This window comes from Streptomyces sp. NPDC052012 (assembly GCF_040689265.1).
GTDB lineage: Bacteria > Actinomycetota > Actinomycetes > Streptomycetales > Streptomycetaceae > Streptomyces.
This window is the reverse complement of sequence record NZ_JBFAXA010000005.1, coordinates 258855-274029: the sequence shown is the minus strand read 5'-3', so window position 1 is coordinate 274029 and position 15175 is coordinate 258855. Positions and strand designations below refer to the sequence as shown.

Sequence of the window (15175 nt, the reverse complement as noted above, 5' to 3'; positions counted from 1 at the left end):
AGATGGCCATGCCGCTGCGCCAGTCCATCAAGGTCGCTACTTACTTGGCCGAACAGAAGCTCCGCCGGAGGGACAAGTTTCCGCTCATCGTCGAGCTGGAACCGCTCTTCGCCTGCAACCTCAAGTGCGAGGGCTGCGGCAAGATCCAGCACCCCGCCGGAGTGCTCAAACAGCGCATGCCGGTCGCCCAGGCCGTCGGGGCGGTGCTGGAGTCCGGTGCGCCGATGGTGTCGATCGCCGGCGGGGAGCCGCTGATGCACCCGCAGATCGACGAGATCGTGCGCCAACTGGTGGCCAGGAAGAAGTACGTCTTCCTGTGCACCAACGCCATGCTGCTGCGCAAGAAGATGGACAAGTTCACCCCGTCCCCGTACTTCGCGTTCGCCGTGCACATCGACGGGCTGCGCGAGCGGCACGACGAGTCGGTCGCCAAGGAGGGCGTGTTCGACGAGGCGGTGGCGGCCATCAAGGAGGCCAAGCGGCGCGGCTTCCGCGTCACCACCAACTCCACCTTCTTCAACACCGACACCCCGCAGACCGTCATCGAGGTGCTCAACTACCTCAACGACGACCTCCAGGTCGACGAGATGATGATCTCGCCCGCCTACGCCTACGAGAAGGCCCCCGACCAGGAGCACTTCCTGGGCGTGGAGCAGACCCGGGAGCTGTTCAAGAAGGCCTTCGCGGGCGGCAACCGGCGCCGCTGGCGGCTGAACCACTCGCCGCTGTTCCTCGACTTCCTCGAGGGCAAGGTCGACTTCCCGTGCACCGCCTGGGCCATCCCCAACTACTCCCTCTTCGGCTGGCAGCGCCCCTGCTACCTGATGAGCGACGGCTATGTGCCGACGTACCGGGAGCTGATCGAGGAGACCGACTGGGACAAGTACGGTCGCGGCAAGGACCCGCGCTGCGCCAACTGCATGGCCCACTGCGGCTACGAGCCGACCGCCGTCCTCGCCACCATGGGGTCCCTGAAGGAGTCGCTGCGCGCCATGCGCGAGACGGTCTCGGGGGGCGCCGGCGGTGCCGGCTCCTCCGGCGGCAAGGGGTGACGTGATGACCGCTGTCCCGCTCGGCGTGCCGTCCGTTCCGACCAGGCTCGCCGAGCGCCGGCGGAGCCGGCAGATCCAGGTCGGATCCGTGGCGGTCGGCGGAGACGCCCCCGTCTCGGTCCAGTCGATGACCACGACCCGCACGTCCGACATCGGCGCCACCCTCCAGCAGATCGCGGAGCTGACCGCGTCCGGCTGCCAGATCGTCCGCGTGGCGTGCCCCACCCAGGACGACGCGGACGCACTGGCGACGATCGCCCGCAAGTCGCAGATCCCGGTGATCGCGGACATCCATTTCCAGCCGAAGTACGTGTTCGCCGCGATCGAGGCGGGCTGCGCGGCGGTGCGCGTGAACCCGGGCAACATCAAGAAGTTCGACGACCAGGTCAAGGAGATCGCCAAGGCGGCGAAGGACCACGGCACCCCGATCCGCATCGGTGTGAACGCCGGCTCGCTGGACAAGCGCCTGCTGCAGAAGTACGGCAAGGCCACCCCCGAGGCCCTGGTCGAGTCCGCTCTCTGGGAGGCGTCCCTCTTCGAGGAGCACGACTTCCGGGACATCAAGATCTCGGTGAAGCACAACGATCCGGTGGTGATGATCGAGGCGTACCGGCAGCTCGCCGCCCAGTGTGACTACCCCCTGCACCTCGGCGTGACCGAGGCGGGCCCGGCGTTCCAGGGCACGATCAAGTCGGCGGTCGCCTTCGGCGCCCTGCTCTCCCAGGGCATCGGCGACACCATCCGCGTCTCCCTGTCCGCGCCGCCCGCCGAGGAGGTCAAGGTCGGCATCCAGATCCTCCAGTCGCTCGGGCTGAGGGAACGACGGCTGGAGATCGTCTCCTGCCCGTCCTGCGGACGTGCCCAGGTCGACGTCTACAAGCTCGCCGAGGAGGTCACGGCCGGTCTGGAGGGCATGGAGGTGCCGCTGCGGGTGGCGGTGATGGGCTGCGTCGTCAACGGGCCCGGCGAGGCGCGGGAGGCGGACCTGGGCGTCGCCTCCGGCAACGGCAAGGGCCAGATCTTCGTCAAGGGCGAGGTCGTCAAGACCGTCCCCGAGTCCAAGATCGTCGAGACGCTGATCGAAGAGGCGATGAGGATCGCCGAGCAGATGGAGAAGGACGGCGCCGCGGCGGGGGAGCCGGCCGTCACCGTGAGCTGAACAGCACGGAAGTGAAGGGGGCCCGAGCGTGACGATCCTGGAGAGCATCCGGCAACCGCGCGACCTGAAGGCGCTGTCCGAGGGGGAACTCGTCGAACTGTCCCACGAGATCCGGGAGTTCCTGGTGAACGCGGTCGCGAGGACCGGCGGACACCTCGGGCCCAACCTGGGGGTGGTGGAACTCACCGTCGCCCTGCACCGGGTCTTCGAGTCACCGGTGGACCGCATCCTGTGGGACACCGGCCACCAGAGCTACGTCCACAAGCTGCTGACCGGGCGTCAGGACTTCTCCAAGCTGCGCGGCAAGGGCGGCCTGTCCGGCTATCCCTCGCGTGAGGAGTCCGAGCACGACATCATCGAGAACAGCCACGCGTCCACGGCCCTCGGCTGGGCCGACGGTCTCGCCAAGGCCCGCGACGTGCAGGGGGAGGAGGGCCATGTCGTCGCGGTGATCGGCGACGGCGCGCTGACCGGCGGCATGGCCTGGGAGGCACTGAACAACATCGCCGCCGCCAAGGACCGGCCCCTGATCATCGTCGTCAACGACAACGAGCGCTCCTACGCGCCCACCATCGGCGGCCTCGCCAACCACCTCGCGACCCTGCGCACCACCGACGGCTACGAGCGCATGCTGGCCTGGGGCAAGGACGTTCTGCAGCGCACCCCCGTCGTCGGCAACACGGTCTACGAGGCGCTGCACGGCGCGAAGAAGGGGTTCAAGGACGCCTTCGCGCCGCAGGGTCTCTTCGAGGACCTGGGACTGAAGTACGTGGGCCCGATCGACGGGCACGACATCAAGGCCGTGGAGTCCGCGCTGCGCCGCGCCAAACGCTTCCACGGTCCCGTCCTGGTCCACTGCCTCACCGAGAAGGGCCGCGGCTACGAGCCCGCCCTCGCCCACGAGGAGGACCACTTCCACACCGTCGGCGTGATGGACCCCCTCACCTGCGCCCCGCTCGCCCCGTCCGGCGGCCCCTCGTGGACGTCGGTGTTCGGCGAGGAGATCGTGCGGATCGGGGAGGAGCGCGAGGACGTGGTGGCGATCACCGCCGCCATGCTGCATCCCGTGGGTCTCGGCGCGTTCGCCGAGCGGTTCCCGGACCGGGTGTGGGACGTCGGCATCGCCGAGCAGCACGCGGCGGTGTCCGCGGCGGGCCTGGCGACGGGCGGGCTGCATCCGGTCGTCGCCGTGTACGCCACGTTCCTCAACCGCGCCTTCGACCAGCTGCTGATGGACGTGGCGCTGCACCGCTGCGGGGTCACCTTCGTCCTGGACCGGGCCGGGGTCACCGGTGTCGACGGACCCTCGCACAACGGCATGTGGGACATGTCGGTCCTCCAGGTCGTCCCCGGCCTGCGCATCGCCGCGCCCCGCGATGCCGACCAGTTGCGCGCCCAGCTGCGGGAGGCGGTCGCCGTCGACGACGCGCCGACCCTGCTGCGCTTCCCGAAGGAGTCCGTCGGCCCCGCGATCCCGGCGCTCGACCGGGTCGGCGGCATGGACGTGCTGCACCGGGCGGACGATCCGCAGGTGCTGCTGGTCGCGGTCGGCGTGATGGCGCCCGTCTGCCTCCAGGCCGCCGAGCTGCTTGAAGCCCGCGGCATCGGCTGCACCGTGGTCGATCCCCGCTGGGTCAAGCCCGTCGACCCCGCACTGCCCGAACTGGCCGCACAGCACCGGCTGGTGGCGGTCGTCGAGGACAACAGCCGTGCGGCGGGCGTCGGTTCGGCGGTGGCGCTGGCGCTGGGCGACGCCGAGGTCGACGTGCCCGTACGGCGCTTCGGCATCCCGGAGCAGTTCCTCGCGCACGCCAAGCGGGGCGAGGTGCTCGCCGACATCGGTCTGACGCCCGTCGAGGTCGCCGGACGGATCAGCGCGAGCCTCGCCGTGAAGGAAGAACTGTCCGAGCCAGCACTGGACCGACCGGTCCACCGGGACCGACAGGAGCACCAGTCATGACCACCGCGGAGTCCGCGTCTCAGCCGTCGCAGACCGGGGAGTTCGACCTCGGCGCGCTGCTGGCCGAGCGTGGCGCCGAGCGCTACGAGCTGCACAGCAGGTACCTCAACCACCAGCTGCCGCGCATGCTGCACACGATCGGCTTCGACAAGGTGTACGAGCGTGCCGAGGGTGCCTACTTCTTCGACGCGGACGGCAACGACTACCTGGACATGCTCGCCGGGTTCGGGGTGATGGGCCTGGGCCGCCACCACCCCGTGGTCCGCAAGGCGCTGCACGACGTCCTGGACCTGAACCTCGCCGACCTCACCCGCTTCGACTGCCAGCCGCTGCCCGGCCTGCTGGCCGAGAAGCTGCTCGCGCACAGCCCGCACCTGGACCGCGTCTTCTTCGGCAACAGCGGTACGGAGGCCGTCGAGGGCGCGCTGAAGTTCGCCCGGTACGTCACCGGCCGGCCGCGCGTGCTGTACTGCGCGCACGCCTTCCACGGCCTGACCACCGGCTCCCTGTCGGTCAACGGCGAGTCCGGTTTCCGGGACGGCTTCGCCCCGCTGCTGCCGGACACGGCCGTACCGCTCGGTGATCTCGACGCCCTGGAGCGGGAGCTGAGGAAGGGGGACGTCGCCGCCCTGATCGTCGAGCCGATCCAGGGCAAGGGCGTGCACGAGGCGCCGCCCGGCTATCTGCGGGCCGCGCAGGAGCTGCTGCACCGGCACAAGGCGCTGCTGATCGCCGACGAGGTGCAGACCGGGCTCGGACGGACCGGCGACTTCTACGCCTACCAGCACGAGGAGGGCGTCGAGCCCGACCTGGTGTGCGTGGCCAAGGCGCTCTCCGGCGGATATGTGCCGGTGGGGGCCACGATCGGCAAGGACTGGATCTTCAGGAAGGTCTACTCGTCGATGGACCGGGTGCTGGTCCACTCGGCCAGCTTCGGAGCCAACGCGCAGGCCATGGCGGCGGGCCTCGCGGTGCTGTCGGTCATGGAGAACGAGCAGATCGTGGCGGGCGTCCGCGCCACCGGCGAGCTGCTGAGATCCCGGCTGGCGGCGCTGAAGGACAAGTACGAGCTGCTCGCCGACGTGCGGGGCCGGGGCCTGATGATCGGCATCGAGTTCGGCCGGCCCCGCTCGCTGAAGCTGCGCGGACGCTGGACCATGCTCCAGGCCGCCCGCAAGGGACTCTTCGCACAGATGGTGGTCGTACCGCTGCTGCAGCGGCACCGGATCCTCACCCAGGTCTCCGGGGACCACATGGAGGTGATCAAGCTGATCCCGCCGCTGATCATCGGTGAGCGGGAGGTGGACCGGTTCGTGGACGCCTTCAGCGCGGTGATGGACGACGCGCACGACGGTGGGGGGCTGGTGTGGGACTTCGGCAAGACGCTGGTGAAGCAGGCGGTCGCCCACCGGTGAGGAGGCTTCCGCGCTTTGCCTGTGAGGCAAGAAATTTGCCTGCTGGGTAAGACCTCCGGCTGAATGGAGGCATGAGCTCCTCCGAGACGGGGCCGTCGGCCGAGCCGGCCGGCGCCCTGCTCGTGGTCGCGCCGCAGCTCCGGGCACTGCGGCGCCGGGCCTCCCTGACGCTGGAGGCCGCGGCCCGCGACGCGGGCCTGTCGCCCGCCCACCTCTCCCGCCTGGAGACCGGGCAGCGCCAGCCCTCGCTGCCGATGCTGCTCTCCCTCGCCCGGATCTACGGTACGACGGTCTCCGAGCTGCTCGGTGAGACGGCCGCCGACCGGGACGCCGTGGTGCGCGCCGACGACATGGAGCCCACCGCCGCCGGCGGCTGGACGTACTGGCAGGCCGGTGCGTCCGGGCGCGGCATGCAGGCCCTGCGGGTGCGGGTGCCGCACGGCTCCCAGGGCGACATCGTGCGCGTCCACCCCGGCGAGGAGTGGCTGTACGTCCTCGAGGGACGGCTGCGGCTGCGCCTCGGGGACACCCTGCACCGGCTCGGCCCGGGGGACAGCGCGCACTTCGACTCGCTCACCCCGCACCGGATCGCGGCCGAGGATCCCGCCGGGGTCGAGCTGCTGTTCGTCCACACCCTGCTGCAGAGTCCCACGGCCGCGCTGTGCCTGGGCCCGACCCCTGGAGAAGCGCGATGACCGGCAAGGACGTGCAGAACGTGAACGACGCGAACGACGCGAAGAACACGCGGGACATGGAGGAGAAGTTCCCCCGCGCGCTGTGGGTGAGGCTGTTCATCTACATCGCGGTGGGGCACGTCTTCGCGGCGTTCGTCTATCTGCTGTTCGAGGTCGGCGCCAAGTAGCCGCACGCCAGTCCCGGCCGGCTCAGTCGAGCAGGCGTTCGCGCAGGCGCTCCCGGTGCTCGGGGGTGAGCCCGAGCGCCGTCTCCAGGTAGGTGTCCACGTCGCCCCAGGTCTCCTCGATCGTCTCCAGGGCGGCCGACAGGTACTCGGCGCGGGCGTCGAAGAGGGGGCTGAGCAGCTCCATCACCTCGGGGGAGTAGGCCGCGGGGGCGTCACTGCTGCGGCGCACCTTGTAGCGGCGGTGCTTGGCGTTGGACTTCAGGTAGTCCTCGAAGATCGCGTCCCGCTCGACGCCCAGCGCGAGCAGCGTCACCGCCACGGACAGTCCCGCGCGGTCCTTGCCCGCCGCGCAGTGCATCAGCGCAGGGACGCTGTCCTCGGCGAGGGAGTGCAGCACCTGGGAGTGCTCCGCGGTGCGCGTCTTGATGGTGGTGCGGTAGGAGGCGATCATCCGGGCCGCGCCCTTGCCGTCCGCGAGGATCTCGCGCAGCTGGTCCAGGTTGCCGTCGCGGACCATCTTCCAGAACTCGGCGCCGTCGGCCGGGTCGCTCAGCGGCAGGTTCACATTGCGCACGCCCGGCAGCTCGACGTCCGGCCCCTCCAGCTTCTGGTCGGCCGCGTTGCGGAAGTCGAAGATCGTGTGCAGTCCCAGCGAGGACAGGAAGGCCGCGTCCTCGGCGGTCGCGTGAGCGAGATGGCCGCTGCGGAACAGCACCCCGTGCCGGACGCGCCGGCCGTCCACGGTCGGCAGTCCACCCACATCGCGGAAGTTGCGCACTCCGGCCAGCTCGGGCTCGGTCGACGGGACGTGCTGCGTCACAGGGGCTCCTCCCACTCGGCGCCGCCGCGCGGCTCGACGGCGGGCTCGTGTCGACGATACGACATGGCTGCCCCGGGCAACGAGGAGGAGCGAACACCCCGAAACGGGCGAATTCGCATCAAGTGTCCGGGTGGATGAGTCGAGGATCCGGCGCTCCGGTGAACCGCCGGCGATTCGGTGGCTAAGGAGAGTAATAAGGCGTTCTGTCCGATTAGGGACCTTCGCCATAACGTGCCCCGAAAGAAAGGGAGATGGGGATGGGGCGCGTGAGCATCGTCATATTCGTGACGATGTGTTGTCGCCATGTTCACGTAATTCCAGCGACTGACAAGGGAATTCAGGGCTCGCGGGGAATGCGGCGCGACGCTCGGTGACGGCATTTGTTCCCGTGGATCACGGAAAAACGGCTTGGTAGGGAACCTCGTGCTTGTCCCTTTGCGTCGCGGTCGCTTACGTTCCACACCGATCCGGACGGACGCCTAATCCTGCCGCCGCCCGGAGCCCGCACACACACTGACCCGTGTTCGGCAGGAGCGGGGGACCCACAGGTACGACTGCCTGGGCCGGTCTCCGGAACAGGCTTGGGGTTAAGTCGCGTTGACACGCGGCCGGGCATCTCCAGCCCGAACCCGACAGCTCACCTCGCAGGCGCCGGAGAGGAATTCGTCATGCCCGCGAAGGGTAAGCACCGCCGTCCCAGGACGCTTCGTTTCACCCGTTCCATCGCCGTCGCCGGAACCGGTGGCGCCGCACTCGCATTGCCGCTTCTCGGTGCCACCGGTGCCCACGCCGCCGCCCCGCAGACGGCTCCGGAAAAGGCCGTTCAGTCCCTTTCCGTCGCCGGCAAGAAGGCCGACGCCAAGGAGAAGGGCGAGGGCCGCACCTACACCGTGAAGGCCGGCGACTACCTCGCCAAGATCGCCGAGACCGAGGACGTCGACGGCGGCTGGAAGAAGCTGTACGCCGACAACCGCGAGGCCGTCGGTGAGGACCCGTCGCTCATCCACCCGGGCCTGAAGCTCGCGATCGACGGCGAGGCCGCCAAGAGCGCCCCGAAGAAGTCGTCCTCCTCGCAGGCGCCCGCCGCCCCGAAGGCGCCCGCCAAGCCGGAGTCGCAGCCGTCGAAGGCCGCGCAGCCCGCCGAGCAGTCCGCCGCGAAGACGACCACCGCCGACCGGGCCGCCACCACCTCCGCCTACAGCGCCCCCGTGTCCGGCGCCGTCGGCACCGGCTACAAGGTGGCCGGCAGCATGTGGTCCAGCGGCTACCACACCGGCGTCGACTTCAGCGTCCCGACCGGCACCTCCCTCAAGTCCGTCGGCGCGGGTACCGTCGTCTCCGCCGGCTGGGCCGGTGCGTACGGCAACCAGGTCGTCATCAAGCTCAACGACGGCTACTACGCCCAGTACGCCCACCTGTCCTCGCTGTCCGTCTCCGCCGGCCAGACCGTGACCGCCGGGCAGCAGGTCGGCCTCTCCGGCTCGACCGGCAACTCGACCGGCCCGCACCTGCACTTCGAGATCCGCACCACGCCGAGCTACGGCTCCGACGTGGACCCGGTCTCCTACCTGCGCTCCAAGGGCGTCTCCCTCGGCTGACCCCCCCCGAGGCGACCTGCCTGACACGCCGCCGACGGCCGGACCCGATCCCCGGGTCCGGCCGTCGGTGTGTCCGGGGGCGTATTCCTGAGTTGGCCAATTCTTTGAGAGTGGCTTATCTCACCGACCGTCAACCCCTGCCTACGGTCGCGTAGGTCACATTCAAAGGTGAATCATGAGGGGCTGTGGCAGACGATTCGAAGAGTGACAGCGCAACAGAGATCGGGTCGTACGTGGCGGTGGGGGACAGCTTCACCGAGGGTGTCGGGGATCCCGGCCCCGACGGGGCGTTCGTCGGCTGGGCCGACCGGTTCGCCGTACTCCTCGCCGACCGCCGGCCCGAAGGTGACTTCCAATACACGAATCTCGCCGTGCGCGGCAAACTGCTCGACCAGATCGTCGCGGACCAGGTGCCCCGGGCTCTGGAACTCGCCCCCGATCTGGTCTCGTTCTGCGCCGGCGGCAACGACATCCTGCGGCCGGGCACGGATCCGGACGAGGTGGCCGAGCGTTTCGAGCGCGCGGTCGCGGAGCTGGCCGCGGTGGCCGGGACGGTGATGGTGACGACCGGGTTCGACACCCGTGGCGTGCCACTGCTCAAGCATCTGCGGGGCAAGATCGCCACGTACAACGGGCATGTGCGGGCGATCGCCGACCGGTACGGGTGCCCGGTGCTCGACCTGTGGTCGCTGAGGAGCGTGCAGGACCGCAGGGCGTGGGACACGGACCGGCTGCATCTTTCGCCCGAGGGGCACACGCGCGTGGCGCTGCGGGCCGGCCAGGTGCTGGGGCTCGACGTGCCGGCGGATCCGGAGCAGCCGTGGCCGCCGCTGCCGCCGCGGGGAACGCTGGAGGTGCGGCGGGACGACGTGCACTGGGCGCGCGAGTATCTGGTGCCGTGGATCGGGCGGCGGCTGCGCGGGGAGTCGTCCGGGGACCATGTGACGGCGAAGGGCGCTCTGTCGCCGCAGGACATCCGGACCCGGATCGGGGCGGTGGCCTGAGCGCTGGTTGCGGCGCGGGGAGGGCGGGGCGGCCGGGCGGATCGTGCGGCCCGGGATTGCTGGTGGCCGTGATGTCCGACAGGCGGAGCTGCCACGCCGCCCTCGCCGCGGCGGGCGCACCCGTGCCCGACTCGCCCACGTCGGGGGCACGGTTCGGGCCCGCTTCCCCGGCTCTCGACTTCGTTCGAGTGGCGCCCCCGTCGCCCGGCAGCGCGATTGCCCGCGGGATCGGCGGCCCCGTCGGCCGCGGTTACGGGACGGGCATGGTCAGTTCGCGGGTCAGGGCCTCGTCGACCCATGCCCTGGCCCGGGATCTCGGGATCGTGCCCCTGTAGGACGTCAGTTGGACTGCCAGGCCGTCCAGCAGGGCCGTCAGGCGCCGGGCCGTCGCCGCGGGGTCGGGGCAGGTGAACTCGCCCGCCTTCACGCCCTCCGTGATGACCTCGGTCAGCGCGGCCTTCCACTGGAGGTCCAGGTCCCGCGCCACCTCCCGCAGGGCCGGGTCGCGCAGGGACACCGCCCAGCCCTCGATCCACAGGCGCCAGCCCTTCGCCTGGCCCGTGGGCGCGTACCAGCGCACGGCCGCACGCAGCCTGCGCAGTGCCGTCGTGCGGCGGCTCAGCAGCTTGCGCAGATGGGCCAGATCTCCCTCGGCGGCGTGCGCGAACGCGGCGGCGACCAGCTTCTCCTTCGTCGCGAAGTGGTACAGCACCAGCGCGTTGCTGACCCCGAGCGCCGAGGCGACGTCGGAGATCCGGACCGCGGCCACACCCCGTTCCTCGATCTGCTCGATGGCGGCCCGCAGCATCTCCTCCCGCCGCTCCGCCACGCTCAACCGCACCCTCGTCACGGCGGTCACCCTAGCCCGTACATGTCATGACGAGGGACTCCCGTACCGGCCGATCGGCACCGCGCTGTCGGACCGGCCCCACATAATGGAATGCCTGACCGACTCCTGGAGGTACCGTGGCCGGATTCCGTTCCCAGAGCTCCGGGCTCCGCGGCCTTCGGCCCCCGGCCTTCGGCGCGGACCCCAGCGGTGAGCGCATGGCGCGCATCCGCAGATCCCCGCACTTCAAGGACGGTGTGTTCGTCAATCCCGGCGGCCCCGCGCGGACCCGTCCCTCGGGCTCGTCCCTGGATCTGGCGAAGGTCTTCCTCGACAAGGAGACCCGGACCCGCCGCGCCCCCCGCGGCCCGGTGCCGGTGCACCCCACGACCCTCGCCGACATCTCCCGCCCGCCGGCCACCGGCCTGCGTCTGACCTGGATGGGCCACTCCAGCGTGCTCGCCGAGATCGACGGGCAGCGGGTGCTGTTCGACCCGGTGTGGGGCGAGCGCTGCTCACCGTTCCCCTTCGTCGGGCCCAAGCGGCTGCATCCGGTGCCGCTGCCGCTGGCCGCGCTCGGCCCGGTCGACGTCGTCGTGATCTCGCACGACCACTACGACCACCTCGACCTGCCCACCATCAAGGCACTGGCCGGCACGGACACGCTGTTCGCCGTGCCGCTCGGGGTCGGGGCGCATCTGGAGCACTGGGGCGTGTCCGAAGGGCGGCTGCGCGAACTGGACTGGCACGAGGCGACCCAGGTCGGCGGACTCACCCTCACGGCCACCCCCGCCCGGCACTTCTGCGGCCGGGGCCTGCGCAACACCCAGCACACCCTGTGGGCGTCCTGGGCCGTCGCGGGCGAGGAGCACCGCGTGTACCACAGCGGCGACACCGGCTACTTCGACGGCTTCCAGGAGATAGGCGCCGACCACGGCCCCTTCGACGCGACGATGATCCAGCTCGGCGCCTACTCGGAGTTCTGGCCCGACATCCACATGACGCCCGAGGAGGCGCTGCGCGCGCATCTCGACCTGCAGGGCGGGCAGCCGGGCGGAGTGCTCCTGCCGATCCACTGGGGCACGTTCAATCTGGCCCCGCACGCATGGGCGGAGCCGGGGGAGTGGACCAAGGACGCGGCGGAGTCCGCAGGCCAGGCGGTGGCGTTCCCCCGGCCCGGCGAGCCTTTCGAACCCGCGGGCAAGCTGCCCTCGGACCCGTGGTGGCGTGCGGTGACCGCTCCGATCGCGCGCCCGTGGCGGCGTCCACGGGGCGCGGCGGGTGTGGCGGACACGAGCAGGGACGATCTCCACCTGGCCGGTGAGCGGTGACATCGGCCGGGGACGAGACGTACTCGGGGAGGTAGTCCGGATACGGCTGTCGTGGCGGCGGACGGGGGGCTCGCGTGTCTACTGGACGCGGCCCTCGGTCTCCTCCTCTTCTTCCTCCTCGTCGGGCAGGTGGACGTCGTCGACGGCGATGTTCACCTCGACGACCTCCAGGCCCGTCATGCGTTCCACGGCCGTGATGATGTTGCTGCGGACGTCGCCGGCGACGTCCATGACGGACACGCCGTACTCCACGACCACGTCGAGGTCCACGGCGGCCTGGCGCTCGCCGACCTCGACGCTCACACCCCGTGTCACGCTGGGGCGTCCGCGCGGCACCCGGTCGCGCACGGCTCCGAAGGTGCGGGTCATCCCGGCGCCCAGGCTGTGAATGCCCGGTACCTCGCGGGCGGCCATGCCCGCGATCTTCTCCACCACGCTGTCGGCGATGGTCGTGCGCCCGCGCTTCTCCGGCGCGGTGCTGGGCCGGCTCTCGGATGCCGCGGGGCGGCTGAGGGTGTCGGACATGAGGACCTCCCGGAGGTGTCCGTGCGCGCACCGGGGTGGTGCCCGCCTATGGATGGGACACATCGCGACGCGGTTCCTCACGGCACTTGTGTAACGGGAGTCACATAAAATGGGTGGGTGCGTGCGGACGCCGGGGCGACAGCCCCTGGCACCAGGTCGGAGGCCGGTGGCGGCCGGACCGGCCTGCTGCCTCCACGGCCGCCCCCACCCGCCGCGGTGCGGCCGCGGAAGCCCGCCCTGTCGGCGACACCCGACCGCGTGCTGGCTGTCCGCGCCTCCGAAGGGGACGACGACGCGTTCGCCGTCCTGGTACGCCGGCACAGCCGCCCGCTGCTCGCACTCGCCCGTCGCCTGCTCGGCAGCCAGGCCGACGCCGAGGACGTCGTCCAGGACGCGTTTCTCAGCGCCTGGCGGCGGCTGCCGGAGTTCCGCCACAGTGCTTCCTTCGGCACGTGGATGTACCGCATCGTCACGAATCGCTGTCTCAACACCCTGCGCCGCCCCCGTGCCGTCCCCCTGGACAAGGTTCCCGAGCCCGTTGCCCACGACGCGTCCGCCTCACCCGCCTCCGCCGCCGAGACGGACGCGGCCACGGCCGCGCTGCTGCAGGCACTCCGCGCTCTCCACCCCGATCTGCGGGCCTGCTGGGTCCTGCGGGAACTCCACGGCCTGCACTACCAGGAGATCGCCCATGTGACGGGGACCAGCGAACAGACGGTGCGCGGGAGGCTCTTCCGCGCACGACGCGCTCTGCAGGAGGCGATGCGCCCATGGCGCTAGACGACCCGCCCCCCGTCTCCGGCGAAGCGGCCCATGGGGGCCGGCCGGTCGGCGCTCGGCCGCTTCCCGCGTCGCGGGTACCGGTCGGCGACGAGTATCTGCCCTGCGGGCGATCCCTCAGCCGCGCCTGGGAACTGATGCGCGACAGCGAGGTGCCGGACCCGCACGCCACTCACTGCCCGCACTGTCAGCAGGCCGTCGAAGGGCTGGCCGCCCTGGACCCGGCCGCCCACGCCCTGCGCGCCGGGGACCTCTCGGACAGTCGCGGCCTCGCCGACAGTCGCAACCTGGCCGACCGGGTCATGAGCGCCGTACGCGCGGAGGTCCGTCTCGGCAGGCTGCTGCCGTTGGACGACCCCGCCGAGGACCTGTGGATCGCTGAGCGTGCCGCCGCGCGAGCACTGCGTCGCGCCGCTGACGGCGTCCCCGGTGTCCGAGCCGCCGGCTGCCGTCTCAGGCCCGTGGGCGACGGTACCGCCGTCCACGTCGGCATGACCCTGGCCAGCACGCTCGACCAGCCTCTGCCCGACCGGGCTGCCGAGGTGCGGCGCGCAGTCCTGCACGCCGCCGAGCACGAGCTGGGCCTCGCGGTCACCGGCGTCGACCTGAGGATCGACGCGTTGTGGGACCCTCCCGGCACACTCGGTGACAGTCAGCCTGAACGGAGGGACCAGTGGTGGCCCGACGACCCCCACGACGCGGTCGCCGGCCCCGCCGAGACCGCGGAGACGATCCGGCGGGCCGAGTGGAGCGAAGGGGAGCACCGGCCGCCCGGATCAGGCCCCTGAGGCCCGCACCTCCGGATTGGCGCAGTGGGCCAGGGCCTCCCCGCGCAGGAAGCGGCCCACCTCGCCGGCGACGATCCGGGCGGCCTTCTGCGCGACCTCCCGGCTCGCGCCGGCGATGTGCGGGGTGAGCACGACCCCCGGCGTGGACAGCAGCCGCGCACCGGCCGGGACGGGCTCGACGGGGAACACGTCGAAGCCGGCGCCCGCCAGCTGCCCGGCGTCCAGGGCGTCGCACACGGCGTCGTAGTCGACGAGCGCCCCGCGGGCGCAGTTGACGAGGACCGAGCCCCGCGGCATGGCCGCGATCTGGTCCTTGCCGATCATGCCGCGGGTCTCGTCGGTCACCCGGGCGTGCAGCGAGACGATCCGGGAACGGCTCAGCAGCTCGTCGAGGGGGACCAGCCGGGCCACACCCTCGACGGCCTCCGGCCGGACGTAGGGGTCGTGGACCAGGACCGTCGCCCCCATCGCGGACAGCACCCGGGCCACGCGCGAGCCGATCGCGCCGAAGCCGACCAGGCCCACCACCGAGCCGTCGATCTCGACACCGCAGCGCGTGTAGTCGTAGTAGTCGCCCCGCCAGGTGCCGTGCCTGAGGTCGGTGTGCACGTCGCCGATGCCGCGGGCGGCGGCGAGGATCAGGGCGAGGGTGTGCTCGGCGGTGGCGACGGCGTTGCGGCCCGGCGCGAAGGTGACGGCGACGCCGTGCCGGGTGGCCGCCTCCAGGTTGGCGTTGACCGGGCCGCCCCGGCTGACGCAGAACAGCTCCAGGTCGGGGCAGGCGGCCAGCACCCGTTCGGTCAGCGGCGCCATCTGGGTGACGCAGATCCGCGCGCCCCGCAGCGCCTCGATCAGCTCCTCCTCCGTCCCGGACGCCTCGTCGACCTCGGCGACCTTGCCGAACGGCGTGTGCGGCCAGGGGAGTCGAAGCTGCCGCACGTCGAGGTCGGGGGCGGCGGCGCGCAGTTCCTGTACGAGCAGCTGGGGCAGGACGAAGTGGTCGCCGGCGGCGAGGACGGTGGTGGGCACGGTGGTCTCCGGGTGCGAACGGA

15 protein-coding genes and 1 riboswitch are annotated in these 15175 nt (G+C 71.3%); of the genes, 11 read left to right on the top strand and 4 right to left on the bottom strand.

Going from position 1 to position 15175, the window contains the following annotated elements; translation table 11 throughout:
• The first annotated feature begins 2 nt into the window (after nt 1-2).
• The 6 genes from hpnH to AB0412_RS12820 all read left to right on the top strand — a co-directional run bounded on the left by hpnH (nt 3) and on the right by AB0412_RS12820 (nt 6448).
• On the top strand, nt 3-1052 hold the full coding sequence (hpnH, locus tag AB0412_RS12845) for an adenosyl-hopene transferase HpnH (RefSeq protein WP_366402572.1): 1050 nt from the start codon (nt 3-5) through the stop codon (nt 1050-1052).
• A 4-nt stretch (nt 1053-1056) separates the two neighbouring features.
• Nucleotides 1057-2211 (top strand): flavodoxin-dependent (E)-4-hydroxy-3-methylbut-2-enyl-diphosphate synthase, encoded by a 1155-nt coding sequence (gene ispG, locus AB0412_RS12840; protein ID WP_366402571.1) that lies wholly within the window; start codon nt 1057-1059, stop codon nt 2209-2211.
• 28 nt (nt 2212-2239) lie between these two features.
• On the top strand, nt 2240-4171 hold the full coding sequence (gene dxs / locus AB0412_RS12835) for a 1-deoxy-D-xylulose-5-phosphate synthase (protein WP_366402570.1): 1932 nt from the start codon (nt 2240-2242) through the stop codon (nt 4169-4171).
• The gene (locus AB0412_RS12830) at nt 4168-5586 is read left to right on the top strand and encodes an aspartate aminotransferase family protein (RefSeq protein ID WP_366402569.1); all 1419 of its coding nucleotides are present in this window, start codon (nt 4168-4170) and stop codon (nt 5584-5586) included. Before dxs ends, AB0412_RS12830 begins: the two co-directional genes overlap by 4 nt.
• 71 nt (nt 5587-5657) lie before the next feature.
• Nucleotides 5658-6281 (top strand): XRE family transcriptional regulator, encoded by a 624-nt coding sequence (locus AB0412_RS12825; protein WP_366402568.1) that lies wholly within the window; start codon nt 5658-5660, stop codon nt 6279-6281.
• Nucleotides 6282-6337: 56 nt separating this feature from the next.
• Nucleotides 6338-6448, top strand: coding sequence for a DUF6126 family protein (locus tag AB0412_RS12820; protein WP_366402681.1), 111 nt, complete (start codon nt 6338-6340; stop codon nt 6446-6448).
• A 22-nt stretch (nt 6449-6470) separates the two neighbouring features.
• Here AB0412_RS12820 and AB0412_RS12815 read toward each other — a convergent pair whose 3' ends face one another.
• On the bottom strand, nt 6471-7268 hold the full coding sequence (locus AB0412_RS12815; protein WP_366402567.1) for a tyrosine-protein phosphatase: 798 nt from the start codon (nt 7266-7268) through the stop codon (nt 6471-6473).
• A gap of 506 nt (nt 7269-7774) precedes the next feature.
• A riboswitch (cyclic di-AMP (ydaO/yuaA leader) is annotated at nt 7775-7932 on the top strand.
• Between the two features lie 4 nt (nt 7933-7936).
• Between AB0412_RS12815 and AB0412_RS12810 the strand changes: the two genes are divergently transcribed.
• Nucleotides 7937-8866 (top strand): LysM peptidoglycan-binding domain-containing M23 family metallopeptidase, encoded by a 930-nt coding sequence (locus AB0412_RS12810; protein ID WP_366402566.1) that lies wholly within the window; start codon nt 7937-7939, stop codon nt 8864-8866.
• A 185-nt stretch (nt 8867-9051) separates the two neighbouring features.
• Entirely contained in the window at nt 9052-9870 is an 819-nt protein-coding gene (locus tag AB0412_RS12805; protein ID WP_366402565.1) for an SGNH/GDSL hydrolase family protein, read from the top strand.
• A 250-nt stretch (nt 9871-10120) separates the two neighbouring features.
• Here AB0412_RS12805 and AB0412_RS12800 read toward each other — a convergent pair whose 3' ends face one another.
• Complete coding sequence (locus AB0412_RS12800) at nt 10121-10720, bottom strand: TetR family transcriptional regulator C-terminal domain-containing protein (protein WP_366402564.1); 600 nt, start codon at nt 10718-10720, stop codon at nt 10121-10123.
• Nucleotides 10721-10836: 116 nt separating this feature from the next.
• On the opposite strand from AB0412_RS12800, the gene AB0412_RS12795 reads away from it, so the two are divergent.
• A complete protein-coding gene (locus tag AB0412_RS12795; RefSeq protein WP_366402563.1) occupies nt 10837-12030 on the top strand; it encodes an MBL fold metallo-hydrolase in 1194 nt (397 codons plus the stop codon).
• Between the two features lie 78 nt (nt 12031-12108).
• Here the strand turns inward: AB0412_RS12795 and AB0412_RS12790 are convergent, their stop codons facing one another.
• The gene (locus AB0412_RS12790; protein WP_366402562.1) at nt 12109-12555 is read right to left on the bottom strand and encodes an Asp23/Gls24 family envelope stress response protein; all 447 of its coding nucleotides are present in this window, start codon (nt 12553-12555) and stop codon (nt 12109-12111) included.
• 216 nt (nt 12556-12771) lie between these two features.
• On the opposite strand from AB0412_RS12790, the gene AB0412_RS12785 reads away from it, so the two are divergent.
• Both AB0412_RS12785 and AB0412_RS12780 read left to right on the top strand, forming a co-directional pair.
• Nucleotides 12772-13335: a sigma-70 family RNA polymerase sigma factor gene (locus tag AB0412_RS12785; protein ID WP_366402680.1), complete on the top strand. Its 564-nt coding sequence runs from the start codon at nt 12772-12774 to the stop codon at nt 13333-13335.
• Nucleotides 13326-14123, top strand: coding sequence for a hypothetical protein (locus AB0412_RS12780; RefSeq protein WP_366402561.1), 798 nt, complete (start codon nt 13326-13328; stop codon nt 14121-14123). Before AB0412_RS12785 ends, AB0412_RS12780 begins: the two co-directional genes overlap by 10 nt.
• On the opposite strand, the gene AB0412_RS12775 is transcribed toward AB0412_RS12780, so the two are convergent.
• Complete coding sequence (locus AB0412_RS12775; RefSeq protein ID WP_366402560.1) at nt 14112-15152, bottom strand: 2-hydroxyacid dehydrogenase; 1041 nt, start codon at nt 15150-15152, stop codon at nt 14112-14114. The two genes, AB0412_RS12780 and AB0412_RS12775, sit on opposite strands and share 12 nt — an antisense overlap.
• Between the last annotated feature and the right edge of the window lie 23 nt (nt 15153-15175).